This is a genomic window from Thermus sp. FJN-A, from assembly GCF_054655095.1.
On record NZ_BAAHSC010000167.1, the window covers coordinates 139,793 to 155,246 of the forward strand.

A 15,454-nucleotide genomic window follows, 5' to 3' on the forward strand; every position below is an offset into this window, starting at 1 on the left:
CTCCCCAGGCCAGGATACAATGGCCCCATGGGCGAGGCGGCGAGGCCCTTGGAGCTTTTGGACGCCGAGGCCTATTTGGCCCTGGAGGAGAAGTCCCCCGTGCGGCACGAGCTCTTGGAGGGCGTGCCCTACGCCATGGCGGGGGCTACGGAGGCCCATAACCTAGTGGTGGGCAACCTGTTTGCCCACCTCTGGCCCTTTGCCCGCGCCAAAGGGTGCAAGCTCTTCGTGGCGGACATGAAGCTAAGGGTCTCCTCCCGCACCTTTTACTACCCGGACCTCATGGCTGTGTGCGGGGAGGACCCCCACCCCCTCTACAAGGAGCGGCCTTGTTTGGTGGTGGAGGTGCTTTCCGAGAGCACCGAGGCCATAGACCGCCGGGAGAAGCTCTGGCGCTACCGGGAGATCCCGAGCCTAGAGGCCTACCTCCTGGTGGACTCCCGGGAGAGGCGGGTGGAGGGCTACTTCCGCCAGGGGGAGGGCTGGCTCTACCGCCTGTGGGAGGAGGGGGAGGTGGAGGTGCCTTGCCTGGAGGCCCGCTTTCCCCTCTCCGCCCTCTACGAGGGGGTGGCCCTCTAGAGGCCGTGGTACGCCTCGGCGAGGTCCAGGCGTCCCCCTAGGCAGGGGAGGGGAAGCGTGCCTTCCTCCGCTTCCCGGTACACCCAGCCCTCCGCCTCCCGGTAATAGCCGAAGGCCCGAGGGGTGCGGGAGTCCAGGAGGAGGTAGGCCTGGAGGGTGGGCAGGCTCAGGTACTTGCGGAGCTTTTCCCTCTGGTCCGTGGCCTCCGTGGAGTCCGAGAGCACCTCTATCACCAGGCAGGGCTTCTCCTTGTAGTATTCCCCGGGGTCTTCCTGGCAGACCACCATGAGGTCCGGGTAGTAGACCGTGGCCGCGTCCACCTTGAGCCGCATGTCGCTGGCGTAGAGGCGGCAGCCCCGCTTCCGGGCCAGGGGGCCCAGGGCCAAGACCAGGTTCACCACCACCCGGTTGTGCCGGTCGCTGGCCCCGGCCATGGCGTGGGGGAAGCCCTCCACCAGCTCGTGCTTCACCGGGGCCTCCCGCTCCAGGGCCAGGTACTCCTCCAGGCTGAGGGGCCGCACCGCCTTGGCCGCGCCCATGACTAGAGTTTACCGCTAGAAAAGGCCCTGCTGCATCAGAACTGGCGGCTCCATCTCGGACGCGCAGGGCCAGGCTTCCCAGGGCGTGAGGCCGCTAGAGGGGGTGCTCGGCCCGGGGGTTCAGCGGAGGAAGGTGAGGACGGCCAGGGCCGCCGCCACGGCGGTGAAGTAGAGCATGAGCTTGTTGAAGGCGGTGTTGATCTCCGCCTTCACTTCCTGCCGCAGGCCCTGGATTTCCGCTTTCACCTCCTGGCGGAGGCTCTGGATCTCTCCTTTGAGCTCCTGGCGGAGGCTTTGGATTTCCCCCCTCACTTCCTGGCGGAGGCCGACGAGCTTTTCCTCCACCTCCCGGCGCAGGCTGTTGAACTTTTCCTCCACCTCCCGGCGCAGGCCTCCGATCTCCGCCTTGACCTCCTGGCGGAGGAGGTCCACCCGTGCCTCCAGGGAGGTGACCTGGCCTGGGAGGGTGGCCATGACCCCCTCCACGATCCCCTCCAGCTTGTAGAGGCGTTCTTCCGTGGTCATTGCCTTCAGGTTAGCACAGGCCGGGGGGCCTGGGATGGGGAAGGGCGGCCTCCTCCCGGGCCTGGGGAGGCTGGGTTCGGCGCCAAGCGGTTGCCCGCCCCGGCCATGAAGCCCTCCACGATACCGGGGCCTCCCGCTCTGGGGCTGGGTACGCCTCCGGGGTGAGGGGTTACACCGCCCTGGCCACGCCTAGGGCTAGGGCGCACTGCCTCCCTAAGGGGGTGCGCAGTCCCATGCAATAGAATGCCCCTATGAACTTCCTGCGCCGCTGGTGGTGGCCCCTTTTCGCCTTCCTCTATCCCCTTGTGGTCTGGCCCTTCGGGGCTAGCCACGCCGGGGTGGTGCTGGCCAAGCACTACTTTACCTTCCTCTTTCTGCTAGGAGGCCTCTTTCTGGAGCTCACCGCTCATCCCCAGGTGCACCTTGCGCATCTCCGCTACCTGCCCCGGTTCCTGCGGGCCCACCCCCCTTTGCTCCTCGCCCTTTTTCTTGCCCTTTGGATGGGCCTTTCCACGGCCCTCTCCCCCGAGCCCCAGGTGGCCCTCACGGGTTCGGTGGTGGACTATTCGGATGGGCTGGTGTGGGGGCTTTTGATGGTGGGAGTTTTCGTTCTGGGCTACCTTCGCTTCCTCTTTGACCCAGGCTTGGGCCACAGGGTGGCCCTGGGGGTGCTGGGAGGGGCTGTGGTGTTGGCCCTCGGGGCTCTGGCCGAGGTGGCGCTTCACCGGGGCCTCTACTACCCCACCAGCCCCGGCAACCTTCCCATGGTGACCTTTCCCGGCAAGGGGCACCTGGCCGGGTACTTCGCCCTGGGGTTTGGGGTGGCGGCAGGGTTTTTCGCTCAGAGGCGGAGCACCGCCTCCGGGGCCCTTCTTCTCCTCATGGCGGTGGCCCTGGGCCTTACCTTCAACCGGTCTGGGGTCCTGGCCCTCCTGGGGGTGGGGGTGGCGGTCTTCCTCTGGCGGCGGCGGGCGGGGGTTTGGGTGTTGGTCCTGGGCCTTTTGGGGGTGGGCCTGGGGTGGGGCGCCGTGCGTTTCCTCAACCCTCAGGGGGTGCGGGCCGAGCTGGCGAGCGGGCACACCTTCTGGACCCGGCTCTACTACTGGGAGGCGGCTTTGGGGGGCATCGCTGCGAGGCCCCTCTTCGGCTGGGGCGGAGGGGTGTTTGAGCACCGCTGGCCTCGGTACCTGACCAAGGCCAGCCTGGAAAACTTTATAGAGGAGGAGTTCGGGTATTTCGGAGCCCGGCTTGAGAAGGTGGGCAACGCACCCCACGGCGATCCTGTTTTTGTTCTAAGAGGCCCCGACGGGAAACTTGTGGTCCTAAGAATTTACAGCTTCCGAGCCCATAATCAGTTTCTGGAAGTGGGGCTCAAGTGGGGATTGTCGGGCCTTGCCTTGTACGGTGCCCTCCTTTTCCTAGCCCTTCGGAGCTTGCCCAGCCTAAGCCCCGGAGCGCTGGGGCTTTTGGGCCTGCACCTCTTCCTCCTTGCGTGGTTTTCTATTCCCGAGGCGGAAGGAGCTATGTGGGCCCTTTGGGGTGCGTCCACACTATCCGCATTAAAGGAACAGAGGAAGAAGGGTTAAGCCCCCTTCCTCTGTTCCTAATTTTGACTGCTTAGGGGAAGGTGTAGGTAGTGCCGAACTTGCTCTTAACCGTCACCTTGGGGGTGTTATCGCCGGCGTTTTCCACCTTGCAGTCATCAATTACGCCAGTCCCAGGAGCGGGTACGGAATAGCTACCGGCGCTATAACCGTTCTTGCAGTCGTTTGTTGTTTGTACAGTATTGTTGGGGTTATCAGAAACATAGGCGAACGCAGCCTTGTAGACGTTCTGCCCGTAAGCCTGGGCGGCCCTTTCCACGGCCGTCCTTCGGGCGTTCAAGAGGTTTGGGACCAGCACCGCCGCCAAGATGCCGATGATGGCGACGACGATCAGGAGCTCAACCAGGGTGAAGCCTTTCGCGTTCCGCATACCTCTTCTCTCCTTAGGGTTTCCCGCGCTTTCATGTATCGCGCGGCCATGAGTGCCTGAAGCCGACTTACCCGCCTCTTACCTGGCCTTGCCTTTCTCAGCCTTCTTACCCCTCTCTCACCTCCTCCCTGGGTTCATTCTTCCGCCCGCCCCTCCTCCTTGTCAACCCCCCCTTTTGGGGGGTCATTCTCAGGATGGGGGAAGGGTGTGAAAGCGGTGTGAAGGCCAGGCCCACCCCACCGCCTGGGGCGGGCCTGGGGATCACCTCCGGCTCAGGACCACGGGCCGGGGGGTGCTGTCGGTCTGGGTGTTGGGCAGGTCGCTGTTGAGGGCGTTGGAGTTTTGGATGTAGAACTGCCCCCCGCCGTTTCGGATGGTGCCCCCGAGGCTCACCGCTCCGCCGATAAAGGCTCCGGTACCGTTGAAGGTGATGGTCCCCCCCGCCCACATGAAGGCGTGGGTGTTCGCCCGGCCGTTGAAGGTGATGTCCCCCTCGCTCACCACCAGGAGGGCGCGGTTGTTCAGCAGGTCGGCCCCGCCGTTAAAGTTGAGGGACTGCCTGGAGGCGAGGGTGGAGTCGCCCTTGAAGGCGGCGTCGTTGTTGAGGTTGACGGTGCCGTTCGCGAAGAACTTGCTGTCCGTCGCCTGCACGTTTCCCAGGTCCAGCCCACCCTGGGCCGCCACCTTGACCCTTTCCAGCGTGGCGGCGCCGTTCACCTGGAAGGTGCCCCCCACGTAGAAGGTCACGTCGCGGAGCGTGGTGCTGGCGGGAAGGGTGACGTTCCCCTGGACGCAGACCCTGCTTCCGGAGAAGAGGGGAAGGGCTTGGGCCAGGAGGGCGTTGACGTCATTTGTGAGGGGTGTGACGCCCGTGCTTGCAAGGAAGGCCAGCAGCTCGCCCGCTTGGCCGGGGTCCAGGGAGGTGAAGGTGTGCTGGCAAAGGCCTTTGTTTTGGGCGTCCTGAAAGGGGCTTGCGACGCGGACCCCTAGGCTCCCTTGGCTGATCGCGTCCACGTCGGGTCTTTGGATGCGGGTCGCCTGGTCCCAGCGCACGGCTCTGCCCGTGACGGCGTCCAGGCACGTAAGGTTGGGGTCGGAGGGGGTCTGGTACACCGGGCAGACCTGGTACCTGGGCGCGGAGCCGTTGCAGACCACCCCGTTGTTCCCGCTCGCGTTGCACTGGGTGCCCGTTACCCCTTGTCCCCCCGTGATGGGCGGCGGGTTGACCTGGTCAATCCCGCGGCAGTTACTTCCGTCCTCGTCGCACACCCGGATCTGGCCCGAGAGGTTGGCGTAGCCTTGGTCGGCGTGGAGCCGGCTTCCCCAGAGGTCCACCCCCCCGTTGATGGTGATGCGCTCGCCGCTGATCCATCCCTGGCCAAACAGGGGGTTTTGCGCCTGAGTGGGAACGCTCTGGAGGCGCACCACGGCCACGGCGGTGTGCCGGGCGAGGCCCATCTGGCCCTGGCTTTCCACCCGGATCTCGTCCCCCTGGGCCCCCTGGGGGGTGAGGACGACCTGGTAGCCTTGGCCCGAGAGGGTTTGGGGTGCGCTTAAGGCCGTTTTGCCGTGGAGGTAGACCAGGGCGTGGTCCACGCCCGCCTCCGCCCGCTGGCGGGCCTGGGCCCGGTTCAGGAGGTCGCTTCCGGTCTTAAGGTTGCCTAGGGCGCTTTGCACCATGGCCAGGGAGAGGGCGAGGACCGCCATCATTCCCACGAGGGCCACCACCAGCGCTATGCCTTTTGCGTTCATCCCACACCTCCTTTCAGCGCGCCAGGTTCGGCGTCTGCACGAGCCACAGCTTCTCCGCACGCAGGCGGCCGTCGCCTGCCGCAGGGGGCAGAGCCAGAAGGCCAGGGGAAAGCCCGGGCGGGTAGCTCAGGGTACTCCCCGGGGTGAAGGCGGGGGCGCCGCCCCGCACGGGGACGGAGGCCAGGAGGTAGAGGGCCAAGGCGCTCACCTTCGGGGTTGCGCCCTCGGCCCTCAGGTTCACGGCCTGCGCCTGGCGCTTCCAGGTGCCCCCTTCCAGGTAGGCCACCCGGAAGGCCTCTACCCGGGTCTCGTCCCCTCCCAAGACGGGGTTGGTGGGCGAGGGCGTGCACCCCTCGCCGGTGCAGGCGCTCCAGCGGAGGACCCCCTGGCTCACCCCGTAGCCCGTGCCCCTGACCTGCCCCAGGCTTTCCCCACAGACCTCCTCCATCCCCGCCTCGCAGAGGAACCAGCCCGTAAGCCCGTCCCCCTCGGGGCTTGGGCTTAGGACCAGGGCCTGGCCCGTGAGGCGGTAGCCCACGGTGTAAAGCTCCCGGGCCAGGGCAAGGGCGGTGAGGCTAAGCTCGTCGGCGAGCCGCCCCCTCGCCCTTTCCCGCTCCCTTAGGGTGGCGCTGGAGTTTTCCAGGGCCAGCACCACCAGGAAGAGGCTCCCCAGGAGGGCGGAGGCCAGCAGGAGTTCTAGGAGCGAGAACCCGTGCCTTCTCATGGCCGATACACCACCGTTTCCAGCCGTTTTCCTTCCACTTCCAGGACCACCTGGAAGGCCCGCGCGTCCCCCGAGGTGGGGCAGGTGAGGCCGCCGTCCTGGGCCACGCCACAGGGGACGGCGGTGCAGGTGCCCCGCCTTCCCCCGAGGGTCAGGGGGCCGTTGCAAAGGGTGGCGACGCCCTGGGGGTCCTGTCTCAGTCTTTCCATGAAGTTTTCCATCTCCCGGACCACGGCCTGGAGCTCCCGGCCTTGCCGGCCCCCGCGCAGGCTCGTCACCTGCAGAGAGGCGAAGGCCAGCACCACCACGGCGAGGAGCCCCAAAGCCAGGAGCACCTCCAGCAAGGTAAAGCCTTTACGGGCACCTATCGCCGCTCACCTCCCGCGCTCTTCCTCCCATGCCCACGCACAGGGTGAGGGTCCGTCCGCCCAGGCGCAGGGCCAGGCGCGCCCCTGTGTTGGGCCTCCCCAGGGCGTTGAAGCGAAGGCCGGGGGAGAAGCCACTCCTCAGATCCAGGGCCGCCCCGTACCCACCCGGGTCAAACCGGCGCAGGACGGCTTCCCCTGCGTCGCACGCCCGGTTTCGGTTTTCGTCCACGCAGCTTACGAGCCCCCGGCCCTCCGGGACCACCGCCACCCCCGTCCCCCTGCGGATGGCCTCGGTGCGGGTGGCGAGGAGGAAGGTCCTGAGCTCGGCCCCCGCCGCCCCGAGGCGGTAAGCGGCGCTGTAGTTGGTGTAGGCAAGACCGCCCAGGATGCCCAGGACGGCCAGGACCACGAGAAGTTCCAGCACGCTGAAGCCCTGCCTCGCCCAAGGAGCCATTTCGCTAAACCACTTTAGGGGTCCGCCCCCCGGGTGCGCATCCCCCAAACGGGGGGGTATGATGGGGCCATGCAAGAGGTCTACATCGTCGCCGCGGCCAGGACCCCCATCGGCAGGTTCGGGGGGGCCTTGAAGGACCTAAGCCCCGTGGAGCTGGGCGCCCACGCCATGCGGGAGGCCCTAGCCCGGGCGGGGGTGGAGGGGAAGGCCCTGGACCTCTACGTCTTCGGGAACGTGCTCCGGGCCGGGCACGGGCAGCTTCTGCCGAGGCAGGCCGCCCTAAGGGCGGGCATCCCCAAGGAGGTGGACGGGTACCAGGTAGACATGGTGTGCGCCTCGGGGATGATGGCGGTCCTCAACGCCTTCCAGTTCCTGCGCACGGGGGAGGCCCGCCTGGTCCTGGCGGGGGGGATGGAGTCCATGAGCCAGGCGGGGTTCTACCTCAGCCACCGGGCCCGGTGGGGGTACAAGTTCCTCCTGGGGGCCCCGGAGAACCTGCAGGACATCCTCCTCCGGGACGGGCTTTCCGACCCCTTCACGGGGGAGGCCATGGGGGAGCAGGCGGAGAGGCTCGCCCAGGACTACGGGGTGACGCGGGAGGAGGTGGACGAGGCCGCCTACCTCTCCCACAGGCGGGCGGCGGAGGCCACGGAGGGGGGCCACTTCGCCTGGGAGATCGCCCCCCTGGAGGTGCCCGGGAAGAAGGGCCCCGTGGCGGTGGAGAAGGACGAGGGCATCCGCCCCGAGACCACCCCGGACTCCCTGGCCGCCCTGAGGCCCGCCTTCCGGAAGGACGGGGTCCTCACGGCGGGGAACTCTAGCCAGATCTCCGACGGGGCGGCGGCCCTCCTCCTCGCCTCGGAGGAGGCGGTGAAGGCCCACGGCCTCAAGCCCCTGGCCAAGGTTTTGGGCGGGGCCTGGGCCGCCGGGGAGCCCTGGCGCTTCCCCGAGGCCCCCGTCCCCGCCGCCAAAAAGCTCCTGGACCGCCTGGGGATGCGGGTCGCCGACTTTGGCCTCTTTGAGAACAACGAGGCCTTCGCCCTGAACAACGTCCTCTTCAGCCGCCTCCTGGGGGTGCCCTACGAGAGGCTCAACGTCTTCGGGGGGGCGGTGGCCCTGGGCCACCCCATCGGGGCGAGCGGGGCCAGGATCCTGGTCACCCTCCTGAATGCCCTCCGGGTGAAGGGGGAGGAGCGGGGCCTCGCCGCCATCTGCCACGGGACCGGGGGGTCGGTGGCCTTCGCGGTGGAGGTGGTTTAGACCATTCCGTCCAGCTCAAAGGCCTCGAGGCGGAACTCCTCCAGGGCCACGCGGAAGTTCCCGTTTTGCGCCAGGAAGCGAGCGGCTTCCCGCAGGGTGGCTTCCACCCAGGCGTGGTCGTTGCCCAAGACGCTAAAGCCCACCACCTCAAACCCCCAGGCGTCCAGGCCGTAAAGCCTGGCGGCGGACACGGGGAAGCGGGACCTCAGCCTTTCCAGGGCCGGCTTGATGAGGGCCCGCTTTTCCTTGAGGCTCCGGGCCGGGGTCTCCAGGCGGGCGGTGTAGAGGCCGAGGTAGGCCTTCATGGCGGCTAAGGCCAGTATACGTCCCGGGGTACTTAGAACATGGGCCCGATGCGGAAGTGGAGCCTCCCCGTGGGGCTTTCCGGGCTGAAGGCGTAGTCCAGCCTTAGGGAGGGGAGGAGGGCCCCGAAGACGTCCAGGTCCAGCTGGAAGCCGAGGCCCGCCCCCCACTTGAGGCCCCCGGTGTTGTCGGCGAGGCCTAAGTCGGCGAAGAGGATGCCGTAGAGGTTGGTGCCCCCCTGGGGGGAGAGGTTGAAGTTGTAGCGGTACTCCACGCTCCCCGTGGCGAAGGAGAGCCCCCCGTACTTGCGGTCCTCGTAGCCCCGGAGGAGGAAGGCCTCCGCGCCCCCGCCGGAGAGGAAGAAGCGCTCGCTCTCCGGGGGGAAGCCCAAGAGGGTGCCCGCGGAGAGGCGGAAGGCCAGGGCCTGGCGCTTTTCCTGATCCAGGCCCAGGTAGGTCTTGCCCGTGGCCACCAGGGGCACGAAGAAGCTCCGGCCCCCCGTGTCGGGCAGGGAGAGGCCGAGGCCGGTGGCCAGGCTCGCCTCGTAGCCCTGGGTGCGGAAGCGGGGGTCGTCCACCTCCAGGTAGCTCACCCCCGTGTCCAGGCGCAGGGTCCAGCCGGGGGTGGGGAGGAGGCTTTGCGCCAGGGAGGGGTTCTTGTAGCCGGTGCCGTCGCAGTAGCTGGGGTCGCTGGGGTCCGTCTGGGCGGGGTCGCAGGGGGCGTTGGGGTCGTAGACCTCGAGGGCATACGTGGAGCGCCTGACCGAAAGCCCCAGGGAGAGGCGCAGGTTCTCCAGGTCCCGGGCCAAGGGGCGGGAGAGGCTAAAGCCCCCCCCGGTGCGCCTTTCCGTGTACTCCCAGCCGGTGTCCGTGCTCCCCTGGAGGAGCTTGTTGTTGCCGATGGGGGTGGAGAAGAGGCTCAGGGAGAGGTTGGTGCGCACCTCCTTCAGGTCCAGGTAGTCCAGGTAGAGCCAGGGCACGGTGTAGGCCAGGGAGAAGGAGAGGTTGTCCCGGGCCTCGTTCTGCACGAAGGCCAGGTCCAGGCTTACCTGGTGGGCCAGGCCGAAGAGGTTGGTCTCCTTGAAGGAGAGGCTTCCCGACCAGCCCTCCAGGGAGCTCCAGCCCAGGGCGGGCTGGAAGAGCCCGGTCCTGGCCTCCTTCAGGGAGAGGACCACCACCACCTGGTCCTCCTTCTCCCCGGGGGCCAGGCGCACCCCCGGGGGCTCGGCGAGAAGCCCCGTGGCCATGAGGCGGGCGATGGCCCGGCGGAGCTCGGGCACGCTGAAGAGGCTTCCCGGCTTGGGAAGTTCCCGCAGGATCACCTCCTCCCGGGTGCGGGGGCTTCCCTGCCACTCCAGGCGGTAGCCCCCGATCTTAAGCTCCACCACCTCCAGGCGGAAGACCCCTTCCTGGAAGCCATAGCGCACGTCGGCCACCTCGAGGCCCTTCTCCCCGTAGTACTGGGCCAGGCGCCGGGCGTCCTCCTGGGCGAGGGCGGGGGTGTAGACCTCCCCGGGCTTCAGGCGCAGGAGGGCGAGGAGCTCCTCCGTGGGGAAGGCGGTGTTTCCCGAAAGCTCCACCCGCTCGATCCTCCCCCCCTCCGGGCCCGGCTGCAGGCGCACCGCCACCCCCTCCCCCTCCGGCACCAGGGTGAAGTTCACCACCCGGGAAAGGGCCCGGGAGAGGGCCTGCACCCCTTCCAGGAGGCGGTCGTAGCGCAGGTAGTCCCCCGGCCGCAAGGGGAAGGCGGAAAGGTCCAGCCCCTCCCCCTCCACCCGGACCACCTTGAGCTCCCGCACCCGCACGGTGAGGACGCCCCCTTCCAGGGCGCTGGCCTGGGGGTCGGGGCCGCTAAAGCGGTAGCCCGCCTGCTCATAGCGCTGGGCCAGGGCCCTCAGGGCCTCCTGGTACTTGGCGAAGTCAAAGGGCCCCTTCAGGGCTTGGAGAGGCTTCAGGGCCTCGTCTTCCGGGAGGAGGCTCACCCCCAGGAGGCGGACCTCCTTCACCTCGGGGCCTTCCTCCACCCGGAAGGTGAGGGAGATCTTCCCCGCCTCCTCCTTGGCCTCCACCTCCACCTTGGGGGTGAAGGGGAAGCCGTTTTCCCGGAAGGCCTGGGCCAGGGCCCTCGCCGCCTCCTGGGCCCTCAAGGGGTTGTAGGTGGCCTCCTTGCCGATGGCGAAGTTCTCCAAGAAGGTGAGGAGGCGGTCCTGGGGGAAGGCCTTGGCCTCCACCCGGACCTCGGCGATGGGGGGGTAGGGGACCAGGACCACCCTGAGGACCTCCCCTTCCAGGGAAAGCCGGGCCTCCCGGAAGTAGCCCGTGGCCAGGATGGCCTTCCGGGCCGCCTCCAGGTCCCCGGGCTCGTCCCCCACCCCGAAGGGCAAGGCGGCCCGGGCCAGGGCCTGGAGGACCGGGTCCGCTCCCTCCACCACCACCTCCCGGATGGGGGCGGCCAGGGCCAGAAGGCCCAGAAAGAGCAAAGCCAAAAGGCGCTTCATGGCCTAGAGCTTACCGAAAGCGGGTGAACGGGGAGTGAGAGTAAAATGGCGGCCATGGAGGTCTACGAGAGGATCCAGGAGGCCGTGGCCCACATCCGTTCCAGGACCGACTTCCTCCCCGAGGTGGCCATCGTGCTGGGCTCGGGGCTCGGCCCCTTGGCCGAGGAGGTGGAGAAGGTGGCGGAGATCCCCTATACGGAGATTCCCCACTTCCCCCGCTCCACCGCCCCGGGGCATGCGGGGAGGCTCGTCCTGGGGCACCTGGAGGGCAAGCCCGTCCTGGTTTACCAGGGCCGGGTCCACTACTACGAGGGCTACAGCGCAGAGGAGGTGGTCTTCCCGGTGCGGGTGGGGTTTTTCTTGGGGGCGAAGACCTTCCTCCTCACCTCCGCCGCCGGGGGGCTGAACCCCCGCTTCCAGGCGGGGGGCATCATGCTCCACCTGGACTACATCAACTTCGCCGGGGCGAACCCCCTAAGGGGCCCGAACGACGAGCGCTTGGGCCCCCGCTTCCCCGTGATGTTCGAGGCCTACGACCCAGGGCTCATTGAGCTTGCCCGCCAGGTGGCCCGCAAGCAGGACCTCCACCTCTTCGAGGGGGTCTACGCCTGGTTCATGGGGCCGAGCTTCGCCAGCCGGGCGGAGCTAAGGCTCCTAAGGGAGCTCGGGGCGGACGCCATTGGCATGTCCACGGTCCCCGAGGTCATCGCCCTCCGCCACCTGGGGGCGCGGGTCCTGGGGCTTTCCACCATCACGGACATGGCGGTGCCGGAGCGGGAGCACCACGCCACCGAGGAGGAGGTGCTGGCGGTGGCGGCCAAGGCGGGCCCCGTCTTCCGCCGCTACCTGCGGGGCATTCTCGCCGCCCTCTGAGGCCACCCGTGCTGTTGGAATAGGGGTATATGGGGCTTCCCCAGGTCCTGGAGCGCATCGCAGAGGCCTGCCGCCGCGCGGGGCGGCGCCCGGAGGAGGTCCGGCTGGTGGCGGTCACCAAGGGGCGCACGGTGGAGGAGATCCGGGAGAAGGTCTTGGCCCACGGGGACTTCCCCTTGGGGGAAAGCCGGGTGCAGGAGGCCCTGAGGAAGATAGAGCTCCTCCGGGCGGAGTGGCACCTGGTGGGCCCCCTCCAGCGCAACAAGGCCAAGTTCGCCCCCCGCTTTGCCCTCGTCCACTCCCTGGACTCCTTGCGCCTGGCGGAGGCCCTGGAGAAGGTGGGGGAGAAGGCGGGGATGCGGCTTAAGGTCCTGGTGGAGGTGAACCTGGGCCGGGAGCCCCAGAAGCACGGGGTCTTGGAGGAGGAGCTTCCCGAGCTCCTCGCCCGCCTCCGGGAGATGCCCCACCTGGAGGTCCTGGGCCTCATGACCGTGCCCCCCATGGGCCCTGAAGGCGTGGTGCGCCCCATCTTCCGGAGGCTTTCCTGGCTCGCCGACCGCTATGGCCTCACCGAGCGCTCCATGGGGATGTCCGACGACTTCCCCATCGCCGTGGAGGAGGGGGCCACCTTGGTGCGGGTGGGCCGGGCCCTTTTTGTAGACTAGGGACGGCATGGACCTAACCCCCCTAGACGTGCGCTACCAGGAGTTCCCCAGGGCCTTTCGCGGCTACCAGAGGGAGGCGGTCAGGGCTTACCTGGCCCAGGTGGCCGAGGTCATGGAGGGCCTCATCCGGGAGAACGAGGGCCTGCACCAGCGGGTGCAGGCCCTCGAGGAGGAGAACGCCCGCCTCAAGGAGGCGGAGGGGGAGCTGAAGCGGGCGGTGGTGGCCGCGGAGAAGATCGCCCGGGAGCTCAAGGCGCAGGCGGAGCGGGAGGCGGAGCTCATCAAGAAGGAGGCCCTGGCCGCCAAGGAGCAGGTGCTGCGGGAGGCGGCGGAGGAGCTTAAGCGCCTCCGGGGGGAGATCGAGCGGGCCAGGCAGGAGAAGGCCCTCTTCCTGGGGCAGCTCAGGGCCCTCTTGGAGGGCTATCTGGACTCCGTGAAACGCTTGGAGGGTTCTTGAGGCCGTACCCCCCGGGGAGGGGCCTCAAGCCCAGGTAGAGCCAGAGGCGGTAGAAGGCCTCCCGGGCCCAGTACCCCAAGGGGTAGGGGCCGGGGACGGGGTGTCCCTCGGCCTGAAGGCCAAGGAGCCGGGCCAGGAGGAGGGCCCGCCCCAGGTGAGGGGCGTCCGTGACCAGGAGGAGGGGGCCGGAGAGGTGGGGCTTGAGGAAGAGGAGGTTCTCGTAGGTGTTCTGGCTTTCCGTCTCGCAGAGGAGGGCCTCCTGGGGCACCCCCCGTTGCCGCAGGTAGCGGCAGCCCACCTCGCCCTCGCTGAACCGGTCCCCGGGGGCCTTCCCCCCGGCCACGGCGATCCTCGGGGCCACGCCCTGCCGATACAGGGCCAGGGCCGCCTCGAGGCGCCGCTCCAGGGCGGGGGAGGGGCGGCCCCCGTACTGGGCCGCCCCCAGGACCACGATCCAGGCGTAGCCCCCCTTGCCCAGGGCGGGGGAGAGGAGAAGGAGGGCCAGCACCAGCCCGCGCACGCACTCCACTCTACGCCCCAGCCCCCCTTTTCGGGTATACTGGGGGTGCATTGGAGAAGATCTTCGGCAGGACGGAAGGGCTCAAGAAGAGCGAGCTCAGAAAGCTTTCCAACCTGTACCGGAGGCGGGTGCCCAAGGAGCGGGTGCTCACCCCGGAGCTGGCCCAGGCCCTGGCGGGGCTTTCCCAGGAGGTGGGAAGGCCCATCAGCCTCCTTCTGGACCGGGAGGGCCGGGTGGTGCGGGTGGGGGTGGGGGACGCCAAGGAGCTTCCCATCCCCGAGGGGGCCAGGGCGGAGCGGCGGCTTTCCGGCTACCGCCTCCTCCACACCCACCTGGCCAAGGGCGGCCTTTCCCGGCCCGACCTTTCCGTGCTCTTCCTGAACCGCCTGGACAACCTGGCGGCCCTGGAGGTGGAGGAGGGGAGGCCCACCACCTTGCACCTGGCCTTCCTCTCCCCGCCCCAGGCCCAGGAGGAGGACTGGCGGATCCTTCCCCCCAAGCCCTACTTCCAGTACCTGGACCTGGACCTAAGGGCCCAGGTGGAGGCCTTGGAGGAGGAGCTTTCCCGCCAGGCCCGGGTGCGGGAGCTTCAGGACGGGAGTGGGGAAAGGGCCATCCTGGTGGGGGTGGACCTGGGGGAGGGGCCGGAGGCGGAGGCGGGCCTGGAGGAGCTCGCCGAGCTCACCCGCACCGCCGGGGGGGTGCCGGTGCGCAAGGTTCTGGTCTTCCGCCAGCACCTGGACCCCCGGTACCTGGTGGGCCTGGGCAAGCTGGAGGAACTCAAAAGCCTCGCCTACCACGAGAACGCCTCCACCCTCATCTTCGGCCTGGAGCTCTCCCCGGCCCAGGCAAGGGAGATTGAGAAGGCCACGGGCCTCAAGGTCCTGGACCGGACCCAGCTCATCCTGGACATCTTCGCCCTCCACGCCAAGACCCCGGAGGCCCAGGCCCAGGTGGAGCTGGCCCAGCTCAAGTACCTCCTGCCCCGCCTGGTGGGCAAGGGCAAGGAGCTCTCCCGCCTGGGGGGTGGGATCGGCACCCGGGGCCCGGGGGAGACCAAGCTGGAGGTGGACCGGAGGCGCCTCTTGGCCCGGGTGGCCCACCTCTCCCGCAAGCTGGAGGAGTACGCCAAGAGGCGGGAGGAGGCGAGGCGGCAAAGGAAGCGCCGGGGGATACCCCTCATCGCCGTGGTGGGCTACACCAACGCGGGCAAGACCACGCTCCTCTCCGCCCTCGCCCGGGGGGGCGAGCCGGGGGAGGACAAGCTCTTCGCCACCCTGCGCCCCCTGACCCGCCGGGGCTTCCTGCCCGGGGTGGGGGAGGTGCTCTTCACGGACACGGTGGGCTTCATCCGCCACATGCCCGAGGAACTCCTCACCGCCTTCCGGGCCACCCTGGAGGAGGTGCGGGAGGCGGACCTCTTGGTCCACGTCCTGGACGCCTCGGAGGAGGGAGCCCTGGGGCGCTACCGGGTGGTGGAGGCCCTCTTGCGGGACCTCGGGGTGGAGGCCCCCCGGGTCCTGGCCCTTTCCAAGGCGGACCGCGCCGCCCCCTACGACGTCTACTACCTGCGGGAGCGGCTCGGCGGGATCCCGGTCTCCGCGGTAAAGGGCACGGGGCTTAAGGAGCTCAAGGAGGCCCTGGCGGAGGCCCTCCTCCGGGCGGGGGTCCGGCCCCAGGCCTGGGCTCAGTACACGTGAAAGCCCTTTAGCCCCGCCTCCTTCCCCCACTGCACCTCCACCGCCTCCACCCGGGCCAGACGGGGGCCCTGTTTGAGGTGGTGGAGGAAGGCCAGGAGGTCTTCCTCCGGTCCCTCGGCCACCACCTCCACCCGGCCGTCCGGCAGGTTCTCCGCGTAGCCGGAAAGCCCTAGCTCCAGGGCCTTTTTCTGGGCGAAGGCCCGGTACCCTACCCCCTGCACCCTTCCCTTCACCAAGGCCACCAGGCGCGGCATGGGTCCATTC

18 protein-coding genes are annotated in these 15,454 nt (G+C 68.7%); 7 read left to right on the forward strand and 11 right to left on the reverse strand.

The window, feature by feature from the left end; genetic code table 11:
• Positions 1-27 precede the first annotated feature (27 nt).
• Entirely contained in the window at positions 28-579 is a 552-nt protein-coding gene (locus tag ACYQ0J_RS03710) for a Uma2 family endonuclease (RefSeq protein ID WP_460170830.1), read from the forward strand.
• Here the strand turns inward: ACYQ0J_RS03710 and ACYQ0J_RS03715 are convergent.
• Positions 576-1,118 carry a Uma2 family endonuclease gene (locus tag ACYQ0J_RS03715; protein WP_460170831.1) on the reverse strand — a complete coding sequence of 181 codons (543 nt, stop codon included), beginning with the start codon at positions 1,116-1,118 and terminating at the stop codon, positions 576-578. The two genes, ACYQ0J_RS03710 and ACYQ0J_RS03715, sit on opposite strands and share 4 nt — an antisense overlap.
• A gap of 120 nt (positions 1,119-1,238) precedes the next feature.
• On the reverse strand, positions 1,239-1,643 hold the full coding sequence (locus ACYQ0J_RS03720) for a DUF1640 domain-containing protein (RefSeq protein ID WP_460170832.1): 405 nt from the start codon (positions 1,641-1,643) through the stop codon (positions 1,239-1,241).
• A gap of 251 nt (positions 1,644-1,894) precedes the next feature.
• On the opposite strand from ACYQ0J_RS03720, the gene ACYQ0J_RS03725 reads away from it, so the two are divergent.
• A complete protein-coding gene (locus ACYQ0J_RS03725) occupies positions 1,895-3,229 on the forward strand; it encodes an O-antigen ligase family protein (RefSeq protein WP_460170833.1) in 1,335 nt (444 codons plus the stop codon).
• A gap of 31 nt (positions 3,230-3,260) precedes the next feature.
• On the opposite strand, the gene ACYQ0J_RS03730 is transcribed toward ACYQ0J_RS03725, so the two are convergent.
• The 5 genes from ACYQ0J_RS03730 to ACYQ0J_RS03750 form a co-directional block, all read right to left on the reverse strand.
• On the reverse strand, positions 3,261-3,617 hold the full coding sequence (locus ACYQ0J_RS03730; protein ID WP_460170834.1) for a type II secretion system protein: 357 nt from the start codon (positions 3,615-3,617) through the stop codon (positions 3,261-3,263).
• A 261-nt stretch (positions 3,618-3,878) separates the two neighbouring features.
• A complete protein-coding gene (locus tag ACYQ0J_RS03735; RefSeq protein WP_460170835.1) occupies positions 3,879-5,369 on the reverse strand; it encodes a pilus assembly PilX family protein in 1,491 nt (496 codons plus the stop codon).
• A 13-nt stretch (positions 5,370-5,382) separates the two neighbouring features.
• On the reverse strand, positions 5,383-6,093 hold the full coding sequence (locus ACYQ0J_RS03740) for a prepilin-type N-terminal cleavage/methylation domain-containing protein (RefSeq protein WP_460170836.1): 711 nt from the start codon (positions 6,091-6,093) through the stop codon (positions 5,383-5,385).
• On the reverse strand, positions 6,090-6,428 hold the full coding sequence (locus ACYQ0J_RS03745; protein ID WP_460170940.1) for a prepilin: 339 nt from the start codon (positions 6,426-6,428) through the stop codon (positions 6,090-6,092). Before ACYQ0J_RS03745 ends, ACYQ0J_RS03740 begins: the two co-directional genes overlap by 4 nt.
• A gap of 19 nt (positions 6,429-6,447) precedes the next feature.
• Positions 6,448-6,915: a GspH/FimT family protein gene (locus ACYQ0J_RS03750; protein WP_460170837.1), complete on the reverse strand. Its 468-nt coding sequence runs from the start codon at positions 6,913-6,915 to the stop codon at positions 6,448-6,450.
• Between the two features lie 69 nt (positions 6,916-6,984).
• On the opposite strand from ACYQ0J_RS03750, the gene ACYQ0J_RS03755 reads away from it, so the two are divergent.
• Positions 6,985-8,175 (forward strand): thiolase family protein, encoded by a 1,191-nt coding sequence (locus ACYQ0J_RS03755; protein WP_460170838.1) that lies wholly within the window; start codon positions 6,985-6,987, stop codon positions 8,173-8,175.
• Here the strand turns inward: ACYQ0J_RS03755 and ACYQ0J_RS03760 are convergent.
• Together ACYQ0J_RS03760 and ACYQ0J_RS03765 are read right to left on the reverse strand one after the other, a co-directional pair.
• Positions 8,172-8,480, reverse strand: coding sequence for a DUF503 domain-containing protein (locus tag ACYQ0J_RS03760; RefSeq protein ID WP_460170839.1), 309 nt, complete (start codon positions 8,478-8,480; stop codon positions 8,172-8,174). The genes ACYQ0J_RS03755 and ACYQ0J_RS03760 overlap by 4 nt on opposite strands.
• Before the next feature lie 32 nt (positions 8,481-8,512).
• Entirely contained in the window at positions 8,513-10,975 is a 2,463-nt protein-coding gene (locus ACYQ0J_RS03765; protein WP_460170840.1) for a BamA/OMP85 family outer membrane protein, read from the reverse strand.
• A gap of 45 nt (positions 10,976-11,020) precedes the next feature.
• On the opposite strand from ACYQ0J_RS03765, the gene ACYQ0J_RS03770 reads away from it, so the two are divergent.
• Genes ACYQ0J_RS03770 through ACYQ0J_RS03780 form a run of 3 tightly spaced genes read left to right on the forward strand, consistent with a single transcriptional unit; the run spans position 11,021 to position 12,970 of the window.
• Positions 11,021-11,848 (forward strand): purine-nucleoside phosphorylase, encoded by an 828-nt coding sequence (locus ACYQ0J_RS03770; protein ID WP_460170841.1) that lies wholly within the window; start codon positions 11,021-11,023, stop codon positions 11,846-11,848.
• 29 nt (positions 11,849-11,877) lie between these two features.
• The gene (locus ACYQ0J_RS03775) at positions 11,878-12,513 is read left to right on the forward strand and encodes a YggS family pyridoxal phosphate-dependent enzyme (RefSeq protein WP_460170842.1); all 636 of its coding nucleotides are present in this window, start codon (positions 11,878-11,880) and stop codon (positions 12,511-12,513) included.
• A 7-nt stretch (positions 12,514-12,520) separates the two neighbouring features.
• The gene (locus tag ACYQ0J_RS03780; RefSeq protein WP_460170843.1) at positions 12,521-12,970 is read left to right on the forward strand and encodes a DivIVA domain-containing protein; all 450 of its coding nucleotides are present in this window, start codon (positions 12,521-12,523) and stop codon (positions 12,968-12,970) included.
• Here ACYQ0J_RS03780 and ACYQ0J_RS03785 read toward each other — a convergent pair.
• On the reverse strand, positions 12,915-13,541 hold the full coding sequence (locus ACYQ0J_RS03785; RefSeq protein ID WP_460170844.1) for a YdcF family protein: 627 nt from the start codon (positions 13,539-13,541) through the stop codon (positions 12,915-12,917). The genes ACYQ0J_RS03780 and ACYQ0J_RS03785 overlap by 56 nt on opposite strands.
• Between ACYQ0J_RS03785 and hflX the strand changes: the two genes are divergently transcribed.
• Positions 13,541-15,190: a GTPase HflX gene (hflX, locus tag ACYQ0J_RS03790; protein WP_460170845.1), complete on the forward strand. Its 1,650-nt coding sequence runs from the start codon at positions 13,541-13,543 to the stop codon at positions 15,188-15,190. The two genes, ACYQ0J_RS03785 and hflX, sit on opposite strands and share 1 nt — an antisense overlap.
• Here the strand turns inward: hflX and ACYQ0J_RS03795 are convergent.
• On the reverse strand, positions 15,178-15,444 hold the full coding sequence (locus tag ACYQ0J_RS03795) for an acylphosphatase (RefSeq protein ID WP_460170846.1): 267 nt from the start codon (positions 15,442-15,444) through the stop codon (positions 15,178-15,180). The two genes, hflX and ACYQ0J_RS03795, sit on opposite strands and share 13 nt — an antisense overlap.
• Positions 15,445-15,454: the final 10 nt, after the last annotated feature.